We start from the raw sequence: 22,331 nt of genomic DNA on the forward strand, positions 1-22,331 counted from the left end.
TAGTCAATTCGGGTTAAATCTCGCTTGTTCTAAATACAAAGTTACTCTTATTAAATTCAAAGAAAACAAAAATAGCAGAAACACATTAAACTATTTTCTATATTTTTGGTCTTAAAGGAATTAGAAACAAATCAGTAGCAAGATGTCAAAAATAATCTACAGTCTCCTCATCCTAATATTTTGCAGTAGCTGCAGTTCCGAAACTACGGAACCAACTCCCACTCCTACACCTGAAGAAACAATCTATTTCCCACCTTTAACAGGTACAACTTGGGAAACAAAATCTATTGCGAGTTTAGGTTGGAAGCAATCCGCTGTGCAACCATTATTGGATTATTTGGCACTCAAAAATTCAAAATCTTTCATAATTCTTGTCAACGGAAGAATCGTAATGGAAAATTATTTCAACGGTCATGATGCCAATGCTTTTTGGTATTGGGCAAGTGCCGGTAAAACACTAACATCAACTGTAACGGGAATTGCACAACAAGAAAACCTGATTAACATCAACAATAAAGTTTCACAATACATAGGAACTGGCTGGACTAGCATGCCTTTAGCAAAAGAAAATTTGATTACAAACAAACATCTACTCAATATGACTTCCGGATTAGATGACAGTACGGATGATGTTGATCCAGTGAACCTAAAATACAAAGCTGACGCAGGAACGCGTTGGGCGTACCATAATGTCTATGTGAAATTACAGGATGTGATTGCGCAAGCCAGCGGTCAAACCTGGAAAGTCTATTTCAACACTAAACTGAAAGATAAAATAGGAATGGATGGAGCATGGTTTCAGTTAGGCAATAATTCTGTTTATGGAAGTAATACTCGTTCTATGGCACGCTTTGGTTTGTTAATCTACAACAAAGGAAAATGGGAAAGTAATGCCATAGTGAATGAAAACTATTTAAATGAAGCTACAAATACTTCACAAACCATAAATATGGGATACGGTTATTTATGGTGGCTGAATGGAAAATCAAGTTACCATTTACCACAAAGTCAACTGCAGTTCAATGGTAGTTTAATACCAACAGCTCCAGCAGATATGTATATGGCATTAGGCAAAAATGACCAAAAAATCTATGTCATTCCCAGCAAGAAAATGGTCGTTATCAGAATGGGAGATGTTGCAAATCCAGATAATCCAACTTTTGCTTTATCCGATTTTGATGAAACATTATGGCAAAAAATTAGTGCTTTATACCAATAGATTTACTTGGTTTTCAAACGTCTCATAAAACCTAAAACAAAGAAAACCAACCCTATTATCAACAAAAAATAATAAAAACCAAGACTTTTATCTCGAACAAGATTTGCCAATATAAAAGAAATGATACTCACTAAATAAAGATACATTGGAGGTGTATTTTTTAAAGAAGAAAAATCCATTATAACTATTATTTAAAAAAACTATCAACAAACTCATACTTATTAAAAACCTGAAGATCTTCAATCCCTTCTCCAACACCAATGTATTTAACTGGAATTTTAAATTGATCGGAGATTCCTATTACAACCCCACCTTTAGCTGTTCCGTCTAGTTTTGTAACTGCTAAACAAGTAACCTCAGTAGCCGCTGTAAATTGTTTCGCTTGTTCAAAAGCGTTTTGACCGGTTGAACCATCCAAAACTAATAATACATCATGTGGTGCATCACCTACAACTTTTTGCATCACTCGTTTTACTTTAGTCAATTCGTTCATTAAATTAATTTTATTATGCAAACGACCTGCGGTATCAATTATAACAATATCGGCATTTTGCGCCACTGCTGACTGCAAGGTATCAAAAGCTACCGAAGCCGGATCACTTCCCATATCCTGGCGAACAATAGGAACTCCTACTCTATCCGCCCATATTTGCAACTGATCGATAGCTGCGGCACGAAAAGTATCGGCAGCACCAAGAACCACATTATAACCTGCTTTTTTAAACTGATAGGCTAACTTACCAATGGTAGTGGTTTTCCCAACTCCATTAACTCCTACCACCATTAAAACATAAGGTTTAGTTTGAGTTGGAATTACAAATTCAGTTGCTTCTCCTGTATTTGTCTCTGATAATAAAGCTGCAATTTCTTCTCTAAGAATTTGATTGAGTTCCTCTATACCAAGGTATTTATCTGAAGCAACACGATTCTCGATTCTGGTAATTATTTTTAATGTCGTATTTACACCAACATCTGAGGCAACAAGGATTTCCTCTAAATTGTCTAAAACTTCATCATCAACTTTTGACTTTCCGGCAACAGCTTTGGTTAACTTCGAAAAGAAATTTGTTTTTGATTTTTCAAGACCTTTGTCTAATGTTTCTTTTTTCTCTGATGAAAATATTCTTTTGAAAAAACTCATTGTATAAATAGTATTAAGAATGAAGTATTTAAGTCCATAGAACCAATACGTTTTTCTAACGGTAAATATAGAAAATAAAAAAGCTACTTCCGAATGAAAGTAGCTTTTCTATATAATGTGATTGCTAATTATTTCTTTTTCAAGAATTCATCAACAGCTTCAGGAGCCATAATAGATTCTACGAATGTATATGCACCTGTTTTTGGAGATTTCACCATTTTGATGGCTTTTGATAATCTCTTAGAAGATGTTTGTAACGATGCTACGGTTTTCTTTGCCATGATTCAAATGTTATTTAAATTTAAATAAAATCTTCAAATGTTACCATTTTAAGATTTTATCAAAATCTCTAATTATTACTTAATTTCTTTGTGAACAGTTACACGTTTCAAGATTGGATTAAATTTTTTAATCTCTAATCGATCTGGTGTATTTTTTTTGTTCTTTGTTGTTATGTATCTTGAAGTTCCTGCAACACCCGAAGTCTTGTGCTCAGTACATTCTAAAATTACCTGGATTCTATTACCTTTCTTTGCCATCTTGCTATTTTTTTATTTTGGAATGGATTATTTAATAAATCCTTCTGACTGCGCTTTTTTCAAAACTGCAGCGATTCCATTTTTATTAATTGTTTTTATCGTAGATGCAGCTACTCTTAGAGTAATCCATCTATCTTCTTCTGGAAGATAAAAACGCTTTTTAACTAAGTTTACAGAAAATTTTCTCTTAGTTTTGTTCATAGCGTGAGAAACGTTATTTCCTACCATCGCTCTTTTACCTGTAAGGTCACAAACTCTTGACATTATACTTATCTTTTATCGTTATTCAAAATCAGGGTGCAAAGAAAAGAAAAATAAACCTATTAAGCAACAAATTTATTGCACATTTTTTAAAATTTCTTTCTGTAATAGTTCTAAACTTTTAATTACAGCTCTATCTATCACTTTTTCACGGGGTTGACCAAAATTAAATTCTTCAACAATTACTTCGCTTGGCGTTGCCAATGCAATAAAAACTGCTCCAACTTCTGCATTTGAGTCTCCTTTTGATGGTCCAGCGTTTCCGGTTGTCGCAATTGCATAGTCCGTTTTCATCATGTTTTTTATATTCAAAGCCATCTCCGAAACTACCGCTCTACTCACAACAGAATGTTCTTTTATGAGACTTTCCGAAACACCCAAAACATCAATTTTAGCAGCTGTTGCATACGAGACAACACCTCCTTTAAAATACTTTGAAGCCCCGGAAACCGATGTCAATACTGCTGCAATTTTACCTCCGGTACAACTCTCAGCAGTGGAAATCGTTTTATTTTGCTTTGTAAGCATTTTTCCTACTACAACTTCCAAGGTTTCATCATCATCAAAACCCACGATAATATCATGGATTATCGCATCCAGCGAATTTACATTTTCTTCGAGAGCGGCTTCTAATTTTTCTTTGTCAGTACCACGGGCCGAAAGACGTAGACGAACTCTTCCCGGTGCAGGCAAATAAGCCAACTTAATAAATTCAGCAAGGTTATTTTCCCAATCCTCTATTCGTTCGGCCACCATACTTTCGCCTTGTCCGTACGTGAGAATTGTTTTATGGATAATATAAGGTCGTTTGTATTCCCGAACTACTTTTGGGATAATTTCATGCTCCACTAAATACTTCATTTCATAAGGAACTCCGGGAAGCGAAATAAAAACGGTGTTTTCCTTTTTCATCCACATTCCTGGCGCAGTCCCTACTTGATTTTGAAGCACCGTACATTTTGAAGGAACCAGTGCCTGATCTTTATTGATTTGTGTAATTGTTCGCTTATAGAAACCTTCTATAAGTTGCGTGACATGAGCCAGTACTTTTTGGTCTACAACTAATTCATCTTCAAAATAATCACAAAATGTTTTTTTGGTAATATCATCTTTTGTTGGTCCTAAACCTCCTGTTATAATCACCAAATCGACTTTGTTTTGAAGTACTGCAAACGTATCTAAAATGTGTTTTTTATCATCACTAATCGAAATCATTTCGTTGATTTCAACACCAATTTTATCTAATGACTTAGCTATAAAACCAGAATTTGTATCGACAATTTGGCCTATTAAAATTTCGTCACCAATGGTAACTATGGTTGCTTTCATTTTTTGTGGGATATTTTTTTGTGGGATTGTAATCTTAAAAAATAAATGTGTAAAATAGCACATTCAGTTTTTTTTGCATGAGTGATAATAGTGAAAATGCTCTCTCGTTTTTTAAAGAGAGAGATTACTTTACCTAATAATTATTTTCATAGGAGTTCCGTGAACTTCGTTTGTAACGGATAGGCCGACCCGCTTTTTCAGCGGGTCACGCCCCAATATTACAAATCGAAATCTTTTTTGATTTCTTTGATAGCGTCATTAACTTGGTTTTTTACGCTCTTAAAAGTCTCTTTGATGTCTTTCTTTTTACCTTCGGCTTTAGTCCAGGCTTCGATTTGAAGAATCTCCTCAAAAGCCACGTTTAACCCCATTAAATCAAGCGTAGGTTTTATCTTGTGCGCATAAGCATAAGCGTGCTTATGGTCTTTCTTTTTTATTCCTTCTTTGATTTGTACTAAATCATCTGGAACTTCGGTAACAAACAATGTCAAAATTTCATTTACAAATTCTGCATCGTTGTCTGAAAGTGCGTACACTTTTGAAAGGTTGTAGTTTATAGCCATTATTTTACTTGTATTCTAAAGAGTTGTTGTCCTTCTAAAAATCCTTCCAAAACGTCATCTGGCTTTACAGCAGCTACTCCTTCTGGAGTTCCTGTAAAAATAATATCTCCAATTTTTAGGGTAAAAAACTGAGAAACGTATGAAATTAGCTCGTCAATTTTCCACAACATATGACTGGAATTACCCTTTTGTACCGTTTTATTGTTGTTGGTTAATTCAAAAGTAATATTTTCTAATGAACTAAATTGATTTTTTGGTAAAAATTCACCTATAACTGCCGAGCCGTCAAATGCTTTTGCTTTTTCCCAAGGCAAGCCTTTTGCTTTTAATTTCGCCTGTAAATCACGTGCCGTAAAGTCAATTCCAACACTAATTTCGTCATAATATTTATGCGCAAACTTAGGCTCGATGTATTTACCAACTTTATTTATTTTGACAATAATCTCAATCTCGTGATGAATATCCTCCGAAAATTCCGGAATCACAAATGGATGCTGCTTTAATAAAACGGCCGAATCCGGCTTCATAAAAACAACAGGTTCTGTTGGTCTTTCGTTGTGTAATTCTTCTATATGATTGGTGTAATTTCTACCAATGCAGATTATTTTCATTTCCTATTGATTCAAAAATTAGCTTAATTTATTATTCAGTTTTCGAAGTTTTATTGCCGTTAGAACTTTCTTGGTATACAACGGAAAATCCGCATTTTGTATCCAACTGAAATAACCGGGTTCCGTTTCCAGAATTTTATCCACTTTCACTCCTTTGTGTTTTCCAAAAGTAAAAATCTCTTCATCATCCTTATCAAAAGCAATCATACCAGCAAAATCAGCAATTTTCTTTCTTGTGGTAAATTCCGATAATGATTTCATGTCGTTTTCCAGTTCCGGATAACGATCCAGTTGCGCTTTCAAAATTTCGTAAGTCGCCATAGTATCTGCTTCCGCAGAATGTGCATTTTCAAGTGTTTTTCCGCAATAAAACTTATGCGCCGCGCTTAAAGTTCGCTCTTCCATTTTATGAAAAACGGTCTGTACATCAACTGAAACCCTGTTTTTCATGTCAAAATCTACTCCGGCACGAAGCATTTCCTCTGCCAATAACGGAATATCAAATCGATCTGAATTAAATCCAGCCAAATCACTGTCTTTAATCATATTGTAAACCTGCGCTGCCAATTCATTAAAAGTAGGTTCGTTAGCTACTTTTTCATCAGTAATTCCATGAACAGCTGTTGTTTGCGGCGGAATTGGAATCGTAGGATTAACCAGCCAAGTTTTGCTTTCTTTATTTCCGTTTGGGAAAACTTTGAATATTGAGATTTCTACAATTCTATCTTTTCCGATATCAATTCCTGTGGTTTCAAGATCGAAAAAGCAAATTGGTTTATTGAGTTTGAGTTCCATTTTTAAATTTTGTGTGGATACAAATATATAGGTTAAACACGAATTTGACGAATTATCCCCAAATAATTTCTTCAAGAATTCTTGTCTTTTTGTGCAATTAAAACGGTGTACTAAAATAAAAACCCGACTGATTTTTGAAAATCGGTCGGGTCTACTATTCTAATTATATTTATTTAAACATCTCTGTTTACATCAAAAGCTTCTAAGTATTCAGCAACTCTTTTTACAAAACTACCACCTAATGCTCCGTCAACTACTCTGTGGTCATAGCTATGCGACAAGAACATTTTTTGACGAATTCCGATAAAATCTCCTTCTGGAGTTTCGATTACTGCCGGCATTTTACGAATTGCTCCAAGAGCTAAAATCCCAACTTGTGGCTGATTGATAATTGGCGTTCCAAAAACACTTCCAAAAGTCCCCACATTCGTAACCGTATAAGTTCCGCCTTGCGTATCGTCTGGTTTCAGTTTTCCCATTTTAGCACGGTTTCCTAAATCGTTTACCGCTTTTGCCATTCCTACTAAATTCAGTTGGTCAGCGTTTTTAATAACAGGAACAATTAAATTTCCGTTTGGTAACGCAGCAGCCATTCCTAGGTTGATGTTTTTCTTTTTAATGATATAATCACCATCTACAGAAATATTCATTCCAGGAAAATCTTTCAGTGCTTTAGCAACTGCTTCCATAAAAATTGGCGTGTACGTCAATTTCTCCCCTTCTCTTTTTTCGAAAGTAACTTTATTTTTCTCTCTCCATTTTACAATATTCGTCACATCCACTTCAATAAATGATTGTACGTGAGCCGAAGTTTGTACAGAAGCCACCATATAACCCGCAATCAGCTTGCGCATTCTGTCCATTTCTATGATTTCATCACCACCGCTTACTGATACTGGAGCTGCTTTTTGAGCAACTGGAGCTGCAACCGGTTTTTGAACTGCTGCAACCGGAGCTGAAACTGCTGGATGGCTTGTTCTATTTTTTACGTAGTCTAAAATATCATTTTTAGTAACTCTTCCTTCTTTTCCTGTTCCGGAAATTGATGCTAATTCTGCTACAGAAACCCCTTCTTCTTTGGCAATATTTTTTACTAAAGGCGATAAGAATTTTTCAGAATCAGAGAAATCAGCAGGAACCGCTACCGCTTCTTTAGCTACTTCAACTGTTTTTTCAATAATTGCAACTTCAGCAGGAGCAGCAACTTCTTGAACTGTTTCAGTAACAGCTGCACTATCCGTTTCAATAATGGCAATAGTTTGCCCTACTTGAACTAAATCATCTTTACCGAACAGTTGTTCGACTAAAATACCCGAAACTTCGCTCGGCACTTCACTGTCCACTTTATCAGTAGCAATTTCGAGTACCGCTTCATCGGCTTCAATTTTGTCTCCAACTTGTTTCAACCAATTCGTAATGGTCGCTTCTGCAACGCTTTCTCCCATTTTCGGAAGCTTTAATTCAAATCTTGCCATATTGTTAACCTAAAAGGTGATTTTGATTTTCAGTTTGCGAAATTACTAAATATTTCAAATATAAATTACATTAAATGTAATTTTTTACTCTATTTCTATAATCTCACCTCTCTCGTTACTATTGTTACTTCCTATTAAAAAATTAGCGTTTTTTGGTATAATTTTAAAGGTAAACCTTTTATTTCTTGAAGATTCGAGAATTGCAATACACTCTTTAAAAGAAATGAATTCGTTATCTAAAATAACTTCTGTGCTTATTTTACTCTTAACAGAAGACGAAATTACCATTTTTTCTGTTTTCAAATCGTGAAACAGGACTTTTTTTTGCAAAACTAAACGGAGTTTATCTACTAATTTTTCGTTAGCCGAATACAACAGATATAATTTTGGAGTCTTTTTTATCCCGAAGTTTCGCGAGGATTTTCCTTGAAACATTTTTGCCAATGAGAAAAAGACAATTCCTATTTCCATAAAAAGTGAGAATATCACAGATACCCGAAAATGCTTTTTATAAAAAAAATTCATCGCTTCCTGAAAACGTTTCATATACGTTTCGTCTTTAATGGTACTTTCTCCTTTATAATGGATTACGGTGGTTTCATGAAAATAATAATTAGATTTTCCTTCTTTCAGGATTCGATACGACAAATCGATATCATCAGAATACATAAAACAATCTTCATCAAATCCACCCATTTCAAGATATAAATCTCTTTTCATAAACATAAAAGCCCCAACGAGAATATCCACTTTTCCGGTTTGGTTTTCGTTTAAATACGCAGCATAATATTTTCCGAAAGTCCTTGATTTAGGAAATAATTTATACAAACCCGTGATTTTGGTAAAAGCGACCCAAGGTGTAGGAACACCGCGCTTGCTTTCGGGAAGAAAATTCCCGGTTCCATCAATGAGTTTACAACCCAAGATTCCTAAATCTGATTGTTTTTGGGCGAAAGCCAATACTTTAATAAATGTATCTTCGGCAACTACAGTATCAGGATTTAGAATACAAATGTATTCCCCTTGAGCTTGAGCAACTCCTATATTATTACCTTTTGGGAAACCTATATTTTTGTTGTTTTGAATGAGTTTTACGTTTGGAAAACGCTTTTTTATCATTTTAAAACTGTCATCAAAAGAATTATTATCGATTACAATAATTTCTCCATCAATGGTTTCTATAGCGTTTTGAACGCTTAAAACACACTGTTCCAGAAAATGCCGAACATTGTAATTGAGAATGATGACAGATAGTTGCATTTTTCAAAGATATATTTTAAGAGGCAAAGAGACAAAGGTTCAAAGTCTAAAAAATAAAAAAACATGTTCTCCTTAGCCGCGATGGAAGGGAAAATCCTTTTTGTTCTTTCTTTAAGAACAAAAAGATTAGAATGACAGCGGGAACCATAGCCATAAATAAAACCAAATCTTTTGCTCCTAAAAAAAGATGTTAATTTTAGTTTTAATATTACTTAAACCACAAAAACTTGAAACTTGATGTAAATGAATTACTTTTGCAAAAAAGTTATGTTTCATAACATATACATAGCTCTTAATTTATAACTCATATCTTACAAAGTGAATTACCTTTCTGTAGAAAATATCTCGAAATCTTTTGGTGAACGTACGTTGTTTAAAGACATCTCGTTTGGAATTAATAAAGATCAAAAAATTGCTTTCATAGCCAAAAACGGTTCTGGAAAAACGACTATTATGAGTATCATTAATGGTTTAGAAGAATCTGATACCGGACAAGTCGTATTGAGAAAAGGCATCAAGATGGCTTTCCTTTCGCAAAATAATAACTTACAGGATGAATTAACGATTGAAGAAAGCATTTTTGCATCGGATAATGAGACTTTGAAAGTGATTGAAGCCTATGAAAAAGCGTTAGAAAATCCAGAAGACGAAGAAGCTTACCAAAAAGCTTTTGACGGAATGGATCAACACAATGCATGGGATTTTGAAACGCAGTACAAGCAAATTTTATTCAAACTGAAGTTGGAAAATTTCAAACTGAAAGTAAAAAATCTTTCCGGTGGACAGAAAAAAAGGTTGTCACTGGCTATCATTTTAATTAATCGTCCCGACTTGTTAATTCTGGATGAGCCTACAAATCACTTGGATTTAGAAATGATTGAATGGCTGGAAAGTTATTTTGCAAAAGAAAATATTACGTTGTTCATGGTGACGCACGACCGTTTCTTCCTGGAGCGCGTTTGTAATGAAATCATCGAACTGGACAACGGAAAATTATACCAATACAAAGGAAATTACTCCTATTATTTAGAAAAAAAAGAGGAGCGTATCGCATCCGAAAATTCGAGTGTGGATAAAGCACAGAATCTTTTTGTGAAAGAACTGGAATGGATGCGCCGTCAGCCAAAAGCGAGAACGACAAAATCGAAATCACGTCAGGATGATTTTTATGAAATTAAGGAAAAAGCGCAAAGTCGGCGTCGTGAGAACAAAGTAGAGCTTGAAATTAACATGGAACGTATGGGAAGCAAGATTATTGAGCTTCACAAGATTTCCAAAAAATTCAAGGACCATGTCATCATGGATAATTTCAGTTTTGATTTTCAACGTGGCGAGCGCATTGGAATCATTGGAAAAAACGGAACCGGGAAATCGACTTTCTTGAATTTATTGACCGGAACTTTGCCACTTGATGGTGGAAAAGTGGTAATTGGTGAAACCATAAAAGTGGGCTACTACACGCAAAGCGGGATTAACCCAAAACCGGGTCAGCGCGTGATTGATGTGATTAAGGAATACGGAGAATTTATTCCGTTGATGAAAGGAAAATTGATTTCGGCTTCGCAACTGTTAGAGCGTTTCTTGTTTGATGCTAAAAAACAATATGATTTTGTAGACAGATTGAGCGGTGGAGAATTGAAACGCTTGTACTTGTGTACGGTTTTGATTCAGAATCCGAATTTCTTGATTCTGGATGAACCTACGAATGATTTGGATATTGTGACACTGAATGTTTTGGAAAGCTTCCTTTTGGATTATCCAGGTTGCCTTTTAGTGGTTTCTCACGATAGGTATTTCATGGATAAAATTGTGGATCATTTATTCATTTTTAGAGGTGATGGTGTGGTCGAAGATTTTCCTGGAAACTATTCTGATTTCAGAGCCTACGAAGACAGTACTGATGTAGCGCAAAAAGAGGAAAACAAAGCAGAAAAGAAAGACTGGAAACAAAACAATCCGACTGGAAACCTAACGTTCAACGAGCAAAAAGAATTTCAGAAAATCGAACGAGAAATCAAAGATTTAGAGATTCAAAAAGTGGCTATCGAGCAATTATTCTCTGATGGAAAAGTGCAAGAAAGTGATGTTATGACCAAAGCAAAGGAATTAGAGAACATCAACAATAAGATTGAAGATAAAGAGGAAAGATGGTTTGAGCTGAGTGCGAAGATAGAAGGATAAAAAGTCATCGCGAGGTAAGATAGCTATCCAAATAACCAGAGCCACAACAAAATATAATTCTGTTGTGGCTTTCTATTTTTAATATTAAAGTGTTTACCCAAAATTTAGGCCTGCAATCTTTAAATAATTTTCCAAACTAATGTTTTTTAGTTTTATTCTTTTTTTTTCATGAAAATAAGTAGATATACACAAGGATGCGTTACTATTTCTCTTTAATTTGATTTCAAAATCTATTTATTATTCATTATTCTAAGAAAACTACCTGCTAAACAATACTTAATAATTTGATAAAACAACAATAGAAACAAAAAAAATTCACTTTATGTTTATAGATTTACTTAATTATTCTATTAAAAATAATTTTTAAATCAACAAAAATGTTAAAAAAATTTACATTATCTGATAAGCTTCTTTTTATAGCAGCTTTCCTTTCGTTAGTTTTCTCAGAAACTTTATACTTTCAGGGAAATAAAGAGCAAGCAATCTTTATTGGAATTTGGGTTCCTTCCATATTAGCATTTGGTATTTATTTAAAACTTATACAAAACAATAAAGATGTCTGATTTTATCCCATATTTTGCAGCACTAATAACACTTTTATTTGGGCTAGGATTTGCATTTGCACTTAGATCTCCTAAGGACAAATAGACAAATATTAGGTACCATTCTTTAGTGTAAGCAAAAGCGACATATTTGCTACAAAAGCTAAAGAATTGAAAAAATTATCAATATAATTGAAGAGAAAGAGGAACTAAACTTTGAACTTTCTACCAAGATAGAAGGATAAAATTAGTATTCGATATTCAGTCACAGTTTGCAGCATTGAAACATTAATACTATTTAGTTTACACCCACAACAAAATCTAATTCTATTGTGGGTGTTTATTTTATAAATCTGAAAGTTTTACCAAGGAATCGGATTGTAATCTTTTAAAAATTTACCGCACCAATGCTTTCCTGTATTGATACCGTCAAACAACGGATCCATAACTCGTGCAGCTCCATCTACAATGTCTAATGGTGGTTGAAAATCTTCTTCTTCCTGTTTTCTTTTGGCTAATTCTGCAGGATCTTCGTCGGTTACCCAACCGGTGTCGACCGCATTCATAAAAATTCCGTCTTTTGCCAAAGTTCCCGAAGAAGTGTGCGTCAACATATTCAAAGCAGCTTTGGCCATATTGGTATGCGGATGGCGGTCTTCCTTGAAAAAGCGATGAAACTTCCCTTCCATTGCTGAAACATTGATGATGTGTTTTTTTCCGGTATTATCTTTCTTCATTACTTCCGAAAGGCGGTTGCACAATACAAATGGCGCTACTGAATTCACCAACTGTACTTCAATCATCTCTGTGGTTTCTATTTGTCCCAATCGCAAGCGCCAGCTGTTGGTTTTTCTTAAATCTACTTGCTGTAAATCGGCATCAAGTTCTCCTTCCGGAAAAACTTCATTCGCCACGAGCGCATTATCAAACGAATACGGAATCTGGGATAATTTGGCGGAAGCCCGCAACCCTATTCCAGGTTCTGGTCCGTGCCAAGTCACGGGCATATTCTGATTTGGGGAAGCTCCAGATGTCAACACTTTCAATTCATCCAAACAATTGGTATGATCCAGTAATAATTCTTGCGCTTGTTTTGGCAAAGACGTAATGGAACGCTCTTCGTTTTCCATTAAATGGGTGTAGAATCCGGCGGGACGTCTCACGGTTTGTGCCGCATTATTAATCAAGATATCTAATCGTTCGTATTTCTGCTCGATAAAGTTGCAAAAAATCTCCACACTGGGAATATGACGTAAATCCAATCCGTGAATTTTCAAACGATGTCCCCAATCCATGAAATCAGGTTCCTTAGAAAAACGCAAAGCCGAATCCACCGGAAAACGAGTCGTTGCAATAACGGTTGCTCCACCTCGTAAAAGCATCAACGTAATGTGATACCCAATTTTTAAGCGAGAACCTGTAATTACTGCCACTTGTCCTTTTACATCTGCCGTTTGAAAACGTTTGGCATAATTAAAATCACCACAATCGGTACACATCGTATCATAAAAGTGGTGCATTTTAGTAAATTCCGTTTTACAAACGTAACAATTTCGTGGAGTTTCCAGTTCTAATTGCTCTTTGTGGGCAAGATCATTGAAAGCCAATAATTTTGGCGCCACAAAAATACTCGCTTCACGCGCATGACGGATTCCAGTTTCCTTTCGGGCGGTACGGTCGCGTTTTTCCATTTTGCGTTTAGCAGCCACTTTTCCGTCTTTTTTTCTTCGGGAAAGCTCATCACGATCGGGTCTGGAAAACATTCCAGCTGCTTTGATTAAAGCTGTTCGTTGTTCTTTTGGAATATCAAATATTTGGTCGGTATCAGTATTCAATTGTTCCAAAATAGCGATACATCGGTCAATTTCCTCCGAGCTTATGGCACTTTTATGTTCTATTTGTTCAATCATTATCGTAAAAAAATGGGTATTATTCTTGGTGTAAATTCCAAGCGCGCAAAGATAGGCTTTTAAAGTCGTAAAGTTTCAAAGTCAAAAATCGTAAAGTCTTTGTTTTGAATTTGTACTTTTCACGTTTAAGACTTTTGACTTTCGACTATTATCTTAGTATCTTCGCGCTTACCTTGCAACTATCGCTATGTTATTCCAAATAAAATCGTACTTACAATTCCTTTGGCACTCAAAAAATGAGCATGCTGTACATTCACCTTTTGTGTTTAATTTGTTGACGAAATGTTTTTATGATAAAAAATCAAAACCGGAATATGCTATTTTAAAAAAATACAGAAACTCGCTTTTAGCTAATAACAATACGATTGAAGTCACTGATTTTGGTGCAGGTTCTAAAGTTTTTAAATCGAATACAAGAGTTATTTCCAAGATTGCAAAAACAGCGGGGATTTCTCCAAAACGAGCCGAATTATTATTTAGAATCACCCATTATTTTCAGCCCCAAAGTATTTTAGAAATTGGCACTTCATTAGGATTAGCAACTTCGGCGCTTTCTTTAGGGTCCCGAAGCGTCGGGATAAAAGCAAAAATCATAACTCTTGAAGGTTGTCCTAATACAATGGCAATTACAAAAAGTCAATTGCAATTGTTCCATTTTGATAATGTAAATCCAATAGTAACCGAATTCAGTAGTTTTTTGGTTGACATCCAACTTCCAACTTTAAACTTTAAACTTATCTATTTCGACGGAAACCACTCCAAGAAAGCAACACTGGACTATTTCGAAGTATTACTTCCTACGATAACTAACGAAACCGTTTGGATATTCGATGACATTCATTGGTCGCCAAAAATGGAAGAGGCTTGGAAAATCATAAAAAACCATCCAAAAGTGACGGTGACTATTGATACGTTTCAGTGGGGATTGGTATTTTTTAGAAGAGAACAACCCAAAGAGCATTTTGTGATTCGTACCTAAAAAAAAAATGACAGCCATTGCTGACTGTCATTTCTAACATTGAATTAATTATTCCTTATTCTTTAGCTTTTTTCATTTCACCAGATTTTGCTCCCATTCTGTTTACAGTATACATTGGTGCAAATTTCAATTTTAAACTAGCAATTTTTCTGTTATCATCACCTGAAAGTCCTTCTTTTTCAACAGTATTTTTTCTGCTGTCCAATGCTTCATACATCAATTTAATTTCATCCCAGTCTTCACGAGAATAAGCATCTTTATTTGTTTCAACAGTACTTACAAATTGTTGATAAACACCCAGAATATTGTCTTTGTTTACCCAAGTAAAACTCATGTCATCCCCTATTTTTCCTTCACCAAACAAAGCATTTCTTAGTTGTTGTTTTGGGTTTGCAGCTACAGCAGCTTGAGCATTCTCTTGCATTTCAGCTTCATATTTAGCTTTTAACGCTTCATATTTAGCAGTTGCTGCATCAAGACGTTCTTGAGCTTCTGCGTTATCTTTCATATTTGCCAAGGCTGCTTGAGCATCTCCGCTTCTTAATTGATACGTAGCTTCAATTCCTTGCCAGTTTGCTTTAGCATCCTCTGAAGCAACATTTCCTAATGAATCAACATACATTACATACGTATCTACCGTTTTTTCTGCTTGTTCAGCTTTTTCATCTTTACATGAAGTAAATCCTAAAGCGATTACCGCTATTCCTAACACCATTTTTGTACTTTTCATAACTACTTGATTTGATTAATATTATTTATGTAAATTTAAGCAACATTATTCGATTCATAATTATAATCCAAAAATCTTATAAATATTACATATAATTATGAAATAAAGAGAAATAAAGTGTGAATTATATAAACTAACCCTAAAATAGTATAAATAATTACGGCTGATTCTATGTATTAAAAATTGCCTTTTAAAAGAAATCGGCAAAAAACGCAATTGTTTGATTTTAAAAAAGTTAGTTCTTATTTAAAATTAAGGCGCAAAATGTAACAAATTTTAAAAAACAACTACTTATTAATAATTCAAAAGTCTTTTGTACTTTTAAAATCTAATTTAATAGCAGCCTACGCTCGATCGAAGGTCAAAAATCATATATTCTAATGGCAAACCCGCTAATCAAAATAACCAATATCAAACGAGATTTTGTACTTGGAAATGAAATCGTTTATGTTCTTAAAGGCATTGATTTAGAAATAAATAAAGGCGAATATGTAGCATTAATGGGACCTTCTGGATCTGGAAAATCAACTTTAATGAATTTATTAGGTTGTTTAGATACGCCTACTTCCGGGAGCTACATCCTCAACGGAAAAGACGTCAGCCAGATGAAAGATGATGAATTAGCCGAAATTCGAAATAAAGAAATAGGATTTGTTTTCCAGACTTTCAACCTTTTACCCAGAACCACCGCATTAGATAACGTTGCTCTACCCATGATTTATGCCGGATTTTCAAAATCAGAAAGAAAAGCACGAGCTACCGAAGTTTTAGAACAAGTAAATCTTGCAGACAGAATGGACCACCAACCCAACCAACTTTCAGGTGGGCAACGCCAGCGTGTGGCAATTGCCCGTGCTTTGGTCAACAAACCGTCCATCATTCTTGCCGATGAACCTACCGGAAATCTAGACAGTAAAACATCATTAGAAATCATGAAACTTTTTGGAGACATCCACGCCAATGGAAATACCGTAATTCTGGTAACACACGAGGAAGAAATCGCCGCTTACGCCAATCGCGTAATTCGCTTGCGTGACGGACTTATAGAAAGCGATACCTCTAAATAGTTTTTTCAGGAGCTTTTTCAGGAGCTTTTGCCGGCTATCCGCTTGTATCTCTTCCTTGTCATTCTTCCTTCGTCTGAATGACAAGAAAGAGGATATCGCTTTTATCCGGGCTAGGAAATCCAAATTACGATTGCGTTCAAAATTACATATAACACACACCAAAAAATGAAAATCGCCATACTAACCTGCGAAAAACTTCCAAACCTAAATCCCGAAGATCAAAAAATAATTCCGGCATTAGCTAAACATAATATAGAAGCCAGCGCCGCAATCTGGAGCGACAAAAACATCAATTGGACTGATTTTGATTATCTAATTTTTCGCAATACTTGGGATTATTTCGAGAAAGAAACCGAGTTTAAAATTTGGCTCGACCAAATAGAAAAACTGGGAATCAAAACACTAAATACTATTGAAGTAATCAAGCAAAACATCCATAAGTTTTACTTGCGTGAAATGGAACAGCAGGGAATTACCATTTTACCAACCGTTTTCATTGATAAAACAGAACATCTTAATCTTGCTGAATTGATTCCATCACATTGGAAAAAAGCAGTTATAAAACCCGCATTTTCTGCTGGTTCCTATCTCACCGAAGTTTTTGACGTATCCGAAATTCAGGAAATAAGCACGAAATATAAAAGCATCGCAGCGGAGAAAGAGTTGCTTTTACAGGAATTCATGCCCGAAATTCAAACATTGGGCGAAACTTCTTTTATCTTTTTCAATAAAAAATTCTCACACGCGGTAAACAAAAAACCCGTTGATGGCGATTTTAGAGTACAATCCCTTTTTGGAGGAAAATACAATTTGGTTCAACCCAGTCAGGAACTAATTGAAAAAGCGCAAAAAATTGCCAATACATTTCCAGAGAATTTACTGTATGCCAGAGTAGACGGAATCCTTATTGAGAACGAACTCTATTTAATGGAAATTGAATGCATCGAACCTGATTTATATTTCAATCTCAGTGAAAATTCACTGGAACGATTTATTGCAGCAATAGTGGAATTAATACGCTAAATTTGTTTTTTTAAATCAAATAATACGGTAGATGAAAGTATATACAAAGACTGGAGATAAAGGAACAACAGCCCTTTTTGGCGGAACCAGAGTCCCAAAAGATCATGCCCGAATTGAAAGCTACGGAACTGTTGACGAATTGAATTCTCATATTGGTCTGATTCGCGATCAGGAAATGAATGCACATTACAAAGAAATCCTTATCGAAATCCAAGATCGTCTATTTACTGTTGGCGCTATATTAGCAACGCCACCTGAAAAAGAAGTGATGAAAAACGGTGAACTCCGTTTGAAAAATTTGGGGATTATAGAATCTGACATTGAATTATTGGAAAATGAAATTGACGCTATGGAAGAAGCATTGCCGCCAATGACTCATTTTGTACTTCCAGGCGGACATACTACTGTGTCATATTGTCATATTGCTCGTTGTGTTTGTCGCAGAGCAGAGCGTTTATCCGTTCATTTAAGCCACAATGAACCCGTTCCTGAAATAGCAATCAAGTACTTAAACCGACTTTCTGACTACCTTTTTGTGTTGGCACGAAAGTTGTCTCATGATTTGAACGCTGCCGAAGTTCAATGGATTCCGAGGAAATAGGATTTCAGATTAAAGAGTAACGTTTTTTTATTTCAGATGTATTTAAAATCATTTTTTTTAAATCAAAAATCGTTAATCACAAATCAAAAATCAGCAATCAATAAAACGTTCTTAACTTTAACTAAAAATAAATGATTTTTTACTTGTCTTTTTCAGTAAAAAATTTATTTTTGCACAAAACTAAATCGACAACACATGTATTGGACATTAGAATTAGCATCTTATTTAAGCGATGCACCGTGGCCTGCTAACAAAGACGAACTTATTGACTACGCTATTAGAGCAGGAGCTCCATTAGAAGTAGTAGAAAACCTTCAATCTATAGAGGATGAAGGCGAGATATATGAATCAATGGAAGAAATTTGGCCAGATTATCCAACTGACGAAGATTATCTTTGGAATGAGGATGAATATTAAAAAGTAAACCAAGAAAAAGTCTCAAAAGAGGCTTTTTTTTTGTTTAAATTTACAGAATTACACAAACAGAAATAAAAACATATTATGAGTTTTATAAATAGTATTATTAAAGTCTTTGTTGGGGATAAATCCCAAAAAGATGTCAAAGCTTTACAACCATACCTTAGTAAAATTAAAGCTTTTGAAACTCCTCTGATGGCATTATCCAATGATGATCTTAGAGGACGCACTGCTTTTTTCAAAGAAAAAATCAAACAAGCCCGTGCTGAAAAAGATGCTAAAATTGCTGCACTCAAACTTGAAGTAGAAACTATTGAAGATATTGACAAGAGAGAAGATATTTATGTTGCTATTGATGCACTTGAAAAAGAAGCTTACGATATCTCTGAAAAAACATTGATGGAAATTCTTCCTGAAGCTTTTGCTGTTGTGAAAGAAACAGCAAGACGTTTCAAAGACAATACAGAAATTGTTGTATCTGCAACACCTAAAGATCGTGAACTTTCTGCTACTAAAACCTACATTACCTTAGATGGTGACAATGCAGTTTGGGCAAATTCATGGAGTGCAGCAGGGAAAGAAATTACTTGGGACATGATTCACTATGACGTACAATTAATTGGCGGAATGGTTTTGCATGAAGGAAAAGTAGCTGAAATGCAAACAGGTGAAGGAAAAACATTGGTGGCAACTTTACCGCTTTACTTAAATGCTTTAACTGGAAACGGTGTGCATTTAGTAACTGTGAATGATTATTTGGCAAAAAGAGATAGTACTTGGAAAGCGCCATTATTTGAATTTCACGGTATGACTGTAGAATGTATTGACAATTACCAACCAAGTTCTGAAGGAAGAAAAAAAGCATATGATGCTGATATCACTTACGGAACCAATAATGAGTTTGGTTTTGACTACTTAAGAGATAATATGGCGCATTCGCCAGAAGATTTAGTGCAAAGAAAACACAATTATGCGATTGTCGATGAGGTCGATTCAGTTTTAATTGATGATGCCAGAACACCATTGATTATTTCAGGACCGGTTCCGCAAGGAGATCGTCATGAGTTTAATGAATTGAAACCAAAAATTGAAAACTTAGTTAGCATACAAAGACAATTGGCTAACGGTTTCTTATCTGAAGCAAAAAAATTAATTAAAGAGGGAAATACTAAAGAAGGTGGATTCCAATTGTTAAGAGCTTACAGAGCATTACCAAAAAACAAAGCATTAATTAAATTTTTGAGTGAAGAAGGAATTAAACAATTGCTTCAAAAAACCGAAAATCAATACATGCAGGATAACAAAAGAGAAATGCACAAGATTGATGAGGCATTGTATTTTGTTATTGAAGAAAAAAACAATCAGGTTGAATTGACCGATAACGGAATTAAATACCTTTCTGGAGATACTGATGCTGACTTTTTTGTACTTCCGGACATTGGAACTGAAATTGCCGCTATCGAAAAGAAAAAATTAGATAAAGACACTGAAGCCGAAGAAAAAGAACAATTGTTTCAAGATTTTGGAGTAAAAAGTGAGCGTATTCATACTTTGACACAACTTTTGAAAGCCTATGCTTTATTCGAAAAAGATGTTGAATATGTAATCATGGATAACAAAATCATGATTGTTGATGAGCAAACAGGTCGTATCATGGACGGTCGTCGTTATTCTGACGGATTGCACCAAGCGATTGAAGCCAAAGAAAATGTAAAAATCGAAGCTGCAACTCAAACATTTGCAACCGTTACGTTACAGAATTATTTCAGAATGTACAACAAACTGGGAGGAATGACTGGAACTGCAGTAACTGAAGCGGGTGAGTTATGGCAAATATATAAACTTGACGTTGTAGAAATTCCTACGAACAGAGGAATGGCCAGAAAAGACAAAGAGGATTTTATTTATAAAACTACTCGTGAAAAATTCAATGCCGTTATCGAAGACGTAACTGAATTATCTAATGCAGGAAGACCAGTTCTTATTGGTACAACTTCTGTAGAGATTTCAGAATTATTAAGCCGAATGTTAAAAATGAGAGGCGTTGCACACAATGTCTTGAATGCAAAAATGCACAAACAAGAAGCGCAAATTGTTGAAGAAGCAGGAAAACCTGGTGTGGTAACTATTGCAACCAACATGGCTGGTCGTGGTACCGATATTAAATTATCTGCCGAAGTAAAAGCTGCTGGTGGATTAGCAATTGTAGGAACAGAACGTCATGATTCCCGTCGTGTTGACCGTCAGTTACGTGGTCGTGCAGGACGTCAAGGTGATCCTGGAAGTTCTCAGTTTTATGTTTCTCTTGAAGACAACCTAATGCGTTTGTTTGGTTCTGAAAGAGTGGCAAAAGTTATGGACAGAATGGGATTGCAGGAAGGTGAAGTGATTCAGCATTCTATGATGACTAAATCTATCGAACGTGCTCAGAAAAAAGTAGAAGAAAACAACTTTGGTGTTCGTAAACGTTTATTGGAATATGATGACGTAATGAATGCACAACGTGAAGTGGTTTACAAACGTCGTCGTCATGCCTTGTTTGGAGAGCGTTTGAAATTAGATATTGCAAACATGCTTTACGATACTTGTGAATTGATCGTTGACCAAAACAAAGCATCAAATAATTTCAAAAACTTTGAATTCGAATTGATTCGTTATTTCTCCATTACTTCTCCAGTTACTGAAAGTGAATTCAGTAAATTGAGTGAAATGGAATTAACCGGTAAAATATACAAAGCTACGCTTGAATATTATACCGAGAAAACCGAAAGAAGTGCCAGAGAAGCATTCCCAATCATAAAAAGTGTTTACGAAGATAAAAACAACCAATTTGAACGTATTGTAGTTCCTTTTACAGATGGAATCAAATCTTTGAATGTGGTTACTGATTTGAAAAAAGCCTACGAAACTGAGGGAGCTCAACTGGTGGCTGATTTCGAAAAAAATATCACTTTATCCATTGTAGATGAAGCTTGGAAGAAACACTTACGTAAAATGGATGAGTTGAAACAATCGGTTCAACTTGCGGTTCACGAACAAAAAGATCCATTACTTATTTACAAATTGGAAGCATTCAATTTGTTTAGAGCAATGATTGACAATGTAAACAAGGAAGTGATTTCATTCTTGTTCAAAGGTGATTTACCGGCTCAAGAGAATCAACAAATTCAAGAAGCGAAAGAAGTTCGTCAACAAGAAGACTATAAATTAAGTAAAGACGAAATTCCAAATAGTGAAAGTGCTAATCGTGAAGCGGGAGAAACGCAACAACGACAAGTTACCGAAACTATCGTGAGAGATATGCCAAAAATTAATCGTAATGATAACGTAACGATTCAAAACGTGGCAAACGGACAAATTCAAGAAATGAAATACAAAAAAGCCGAAAGCTTAATCGCTTCAGGACAATGGGTTATTGTTAACTAATAACCGTTTCAAATCTTTACTATTAAATTCCCCAATTACGAAAGTAGTTGGGGAATTTTTTTTAATCCTGAATTTAATCCTGAATTCATTTCAGAAGCAATTCCCGCCCTACGCTGCAAGCTATTTGGTTTCAAACCCTTTTTCTAGCCGCTGTCAGGAGCTTCTCCCGAAGTGTCGGGATTCGCTCTGCCATCACCAGAAAAAAGTGGTTTTCAACCGGCATAGGCTTTCCACTGCAGTCGGGGCTAGGGATTTTGTGATG

General features: G+C 35.1%; 20 protein-coding genes. 8 read left to right on the forward strand and 12 right to left on the reverse strand.

The window, feature by feature from the left end; all coding sequences use genetic code 11:
* Positions 1 to 142: 142 nt before the first annotated feature.
* Positions 143 to 1,219, forward strand: coding sequence for a serine hydrolase domain-containing protein (locus QLS65_RS09375; RefSeq protein WP_282717049.1), 1,077 nt, complete (start codon positions 143 to 145; stop codon positions 1,217 to 1,219).
* A gap of 187 nt (positions 1,220 to 1,406) precedes the next feature.
* Here QLS65_RS09375 and ftsY read toward each other — a convergent pair whose 3' ends face one another.
* The 10 genes from ftsY to QLS65_RS09425 form a co-directional block, all read right to left on the reverse strand.
* A complete protein-coding gene (gene ftsY / locus QLS65_RS09380; RefSeq protein WP_282717051.1) occupies positions 1,407 to 2,360 on the reverse strand; it encodes a signal recognition particle-docking protein FtsY in 954 nt (317 codons plus the stop codon).
* A 128-nt stretch (positions 2,361 to 2,488) separates the two neighbouring features.
* The gene (locus QLS65_RS09385; RefSeq protein ID WP_073370281.1) at positions 2,489 to 2,641 is read right to left on the reverse strand and encodes a DUF4295 domain-containing protein; all 153 of its coding nucleotides are present in this window, start codon (positions 2,639 to 2,641) and stop codon (positions 2,489 to 2,491) included.
* 75 nt (positions 2,642 to 2,716) lie between these two features.
* Positions 2,717 to 2,899, reverse strand: coding sequence for a 50S ribosomal protein L33 (gene rpmG / locus QLS65_RS09390; RefSeq protein ID WP_017495179.1), 183 nt, complete (start codon positions 2,897 to 2,899; stop codon positions 2,717 to 2,719).
* Between the two features lie 27 nt (positions 2,900 to 2,926).
* Positions 2,927 to 3,163, reverse strand: coding sequence for a 50S ribosomal protein L28 (gene rpmB / locus QLS65_RS09395; RefSeq protein WP_024980263.1), 237 nt, complete (start codon positions 3,161 to 3,163; stop codon positions 2,927 to 2,929).
* A 72-nt stretch (positions 3,164 to 3,235) separates the two neighbouring features.
* Complete coding sequence (locus QLS65_RS09400; RefSeq protein WP_282717054.1) at positions 3,236 to 4,489, reverse strand: competence/damage-inducible protein A; 1,254 nt, start codon at positions 4,487 to 4,489, stop codon at positions 3,236 to 3,238.
* Positions 4,490 to 4,707: 218 nt separating this feature from the next.
* Positions 4,708 to 5,052, reverse strand: coding sequence for an Hpt domain-containing protein (locus QLS65_RS09405; RefSeq protein WP_099715939.1), 345 nt, complete (start codon positions 5,050 to 5,052; stop codon positions 4,708 to 4,710).
* A complete protein-coding gene (locus tag QLS65_RS09410) occupies positions 5,052 to 5,663 on the reverse strand; it encodes a fumarylacetoacetate hydrolase family protein (RefSeq protein WP_121341503.1) in 612 nt (203 codons plus the stop codon). The genes QLS65_RS09405 and QLS65_RS09410 overlap by 1 nt, the downstream gene beginning before the upstream one ends.
* Before the next feature lie 18 nt (positions 5,664 to 5,681).
* The gene (locus QLS65_RS09415) at positions 5,682 to 6,458 is read right to left on the reverse strand and encodes a 3'-5' exonuclease (RefSeq protein ID WP_099715941.1); all 777 of its coding nucleotides are present in this window, start codon (positions 6,456 to 6,458) and stop codon (positions 5,682 to 5,684) included.
* Between the two features lie 173 nt (positions 6,459 to 6,631).
* Positions 6,632 to 7,933, reverse strand: a complete 1,302-nt coding sequence (locus QLS65_RS09420) for a dihydrolipoamide acetyltransferase family protein (RefSeq protein ID WP_282717057.1) — start codon at positions 7,931 to 7,933, stop codon at positions 6,632 to 6,634.
* 84 nt (positions 7,934 to 8,017) lie between these two features.
* Entirely contained in the window at positions 8,018 to 9,193 is a 1,176-nt protein-coding gene (locus tag QLS65_RS09425) for a glycosyltransferase family 2 protein (protein ID WP_282717058.1), read from the reverse strand.
* A gap of 318 nt (positions 9,194 to 9,511) precedes the next feature.
* Between QLS65_RS09425 and QLS65_RS09430 the strand changes: the two genes are divergently transcribed.
* The gene (locus QLS65_RS09430) at positions 9,512 to 11,374 is read left to right on the forward strand and encodes an ABC-F family ATP-binding cassette domain-containing protein (protein WP_099715944.1); all 1,863 of its coding nucleotides are present in this window, start codon (positions 9,512 to 9,514) and stop codon (positions 11,372 to 11,374) included.
* A gap of 904 nt (positions 11,375 to 12,278) precedes the next feature.
* Here QLS65_RS09430 and QLS65_RS09435 read toward each other — a convergent pair.
* Entirely contained in the window at positions 12,279 to 13,826 is a 1,548-nt protein-coding gene (locus QLS65_RS09435; protein ID WP_282712223.1) for an SDR family NAD(P)-dependent oxidoreductase, read from the reverse strand.
* 187 nt (positions 13,827 to 14,013) lie between these two features.
* On the opposite strand from QLS65_RS09435, the gene QLS65_RS09440 reads away from it, so the two are divergent.
* Positions 14,014 to 14,805, forward strand: coding sequence for an O-methyltransferase (locus QLS65_RS09440; RefSeq protein WP_282717064.1), 792 nt, complete (start codon positions 14,014 to 14,016; stop codon positions 14,803 to 14,805).
* Positions 14,806 to 14,860: 55 nt separating this feature from the next.
* Here the strand turns inward: QLS65_RS09440 and QLS65_RS09445 are convergent, their stop codons facing one another.
* On the reverse strand, positions 14,861 to 15,535 hold the full coding sequence (locus QLS65_RS09445) for a hypothetical protein (RefSeq protein WP_099715951.1): 675 nt from the start codon (positions 15,533 to 15,535) through the stop codon (positions 14,861 to 14,863).
* Between the two features lie 380 nt (positions 15,536 to 15,915).
* Between QLS65_RS09445 and QLS65_RS09450 the strand changes: the two genes are divergently transcribed.
* The 5 genes from QLS65_RS09450 to secA all read left to right on the forward strand — a co-directional run bounded on the left by QLS65_RS09450 (position 15,916) and on the right by secA (position 22,069).
* The gene (locus QLS65_RS09450; protein WP_099715952.1) at positions 15,916 to 16,602 is read left to right on the forward strand and encodes an ABC transporter ATP-binding protein; all 687 of its coding nucleotides are present in this window, start codon (positions 15,916 to 15,918) and stop codon (positions 16,600 to 16,602) included.
* Between the two features lie 165 nt (positions 16,603 to 16,767).
* On the forward strand, positions 16,768 to 17,625 hold the full coding sequence (locus tag QLS65_RS09455) for an ATP-grasp domain-containing protein (RefSeq protein WP_282717070.1): 858 nt from the start codon (positions 16,768 to 16,770) through the stop codon (positions 17,623 to 17,625).
* Positions 17,626 to 17,656: 31 nt separating this feature from the next.
* Complete coding sequence (locus tag QLS65_RS09460) at positions 17,657 to 18,226, forward strand: cob(I)yrinic acid a,c-diamide adenosyltransferase (protein WP_121341485.1); 570 nt, start codon at positions 17,657 to 17,659, stop codon at positions 18,224 to 18,226.
* Between the two features lie 195 nt (positions 18,227 to 18,421).
* Positions 18,422 to 18,643 (forward strand): DUF2795 domain-containing protein, encoded by a 222-nt coding sequence (locus QLS65_RS09465; RefSeq protein ID WP_007138072.1) that lies wholly within the window; start codon positions 18,422 to 18,424, stop codon positions 18,641 to 18,643.
* An 84-nt stretch (positions 18,644 to 18,727) separates the two neighbouring features.
* Positions 18,728 to 22,069 (forward strand): preprotein translocase subunit SecA, encoded by a 3,342-nt coding sequence (secA, locus tag QLS65_RS09470; RefSeq protein ID WP_282717072.1) that lies wholly within the window; start codon positions 18,728 to 18,730, stop codon positions 22,067 to 22,069.
* The last annotated feature ends 262 nt before the right edge of the window (positions 22,070 to 22,331 follow it).

This window comes from Flavobacterium algoritolerans (assembly GCF_030010385.1).
Classification (GTDB): domain Bacteria; phylum Bacteroidota; class Bacteroidia; order Flavobacteriales; family Flavobacteriaceae; genus Flavobacterium; species Flavobacterium algoritolerans.

What these genes read in the sequence shown, in the direction of transcription:
- rpmG (WP_017495179.1), bottom strand. Translation starts at nt 2,899, where the DNA reads ATGGCAAAGAAAGGTAATAGAATCCAGGTAATTTTAGAATGTACTGAG.
- QLS65_RS09445 (WP_099715951.1), bottom strand. Translation starts at nt 15,535, where the DNA reads ATGAAAAGTACAAAAATGGTGTTAGGAATAGCGGTAATCGCTTTAGGA.
- QLS65_RS09435 (WP_282712223.1), bottom strand. Translation starts at nt 13,826, where the DNA reads ATGATTGAACAAATAGAACATAAAAGTGCCATAAGCTCGGAGGAAATT.
- QLS65_RS09375 (WP_282717049.1), top strand. Translation starts at nt 143, where the DNA reads ATGTCAAAAATAATCTACAGTCTCCTCATCCTAATATTTTGCAGTAGC.
- QLS65_RS09455 (WP_282717070.1), top strand. Translation starts at nt 16,768, where the DNA reads ATGAAAATCGCCATACTAACCTGCGAAAAACTTCCAAACCTAAATCCC.
- QLS65_RS09450 (WP_099715952.1), top strand. Translation starts at nt 15,916, where the DNA reads ATGGCAAACCCGCTAATCAAAATAACCAATATCAAACGAGATTTTGTA.
- rpmB (WP_024980263.1), bottom strand. Translation starts at nt 3,163, where the DNA reads ATGTCAAGAGTTTGTGACCTTACAGGTAAAAGAGCGATGGTAGGAAAT.
- QLS65_RS09415 (WP_099715941.1), bottom strand. Translation starts at nt 6,458, where the DNA reads ATGGAACTCAAACTCAATAAACCAATTTGCTTTTTCGATCTTGAAACC.
- QLS65_RS09385 (WP_073370281.1), bottom strand. Translation starts at nt 2,641, where the DNA reads ATGGCAAAGAAAACCGTAGCATCGTTACAAACATCTTCTAAGAGATTA.
- QLS65_RS09420 (WP_282717057.1), bottom strand. Translation starts at nt 7,933, where the DNA reads ATGGCAAGATTTGAATTAAAGCTTCCGAAAATGGGAGAAAGCGTTGCA.
- QLS65_RS09425 (WP_282717058.1), bottom strand. Translation starts at nt 9,193, where the DNA reads ATGCAACTATCTGTCATCATTCTCAATTACAATGTTCGGCATTTTCTG.
- secA (WP_282717072.1), top strand. Translation starts at nt 18,728, where the DNA reads ATGAGTTTTATAAATAGTATTATTAAAGTCTTTGTTGGGGATAAATCC.
- QLS65_RS09460 (WP_121341485.1), top strand. Translation starts at nt 17,657, where the DNA reads ATGAAAGTATATACAAAGACTGGAGATAAAGGAACAACAGCCCTTTTT.
- QLS65_RS09405 (WP_099715939.1), bottom strand. Translation starts at nt 5,052, where the DNA reads ATGGCTATAAACTACAACCTTTCAAAAGTGTACGCACTTTCAGACAAC.
- QLS65_RS09410 (WP_121341503.1), bottom strand. Translation starts at nt 5,663, where the DNA reads ATGAAAATAATCTGCATTGGTAGAAATTACACCAATCATATAGAAGAA.
- ftsY (WP_282717051.1), bottom strand. Translation starts at nt 2,360, where the DNA reads ATGAGTTTTTTCAAAAGAATATTTTCATCAGAGAAAAAAGAAACATTA.
- QLS65_RS09400 (WP_282717054.1), bottom strand. Translation starts at nt 4,489, where the DNA reads ATGAAAGCAACCATAGTTACCATTGGTGACGAAATTTTAATAGGCCAA.
- QLS65_RS09465 (WP_007138072.1), top strand. Translation starts at nt 18,422, where the DNA reads ATGTATTGGACATTAGAATTAGCATCTTATTTAAGCGATGCACCGTGG.
- QLS65_RS09440 (WP_282717064.1), top strand. Translation starts at nt 14,014, where the DNA reads ATGTTATTCCAAATAAAATCGTACTTACAATTCCTTTGGCACTCAAAA.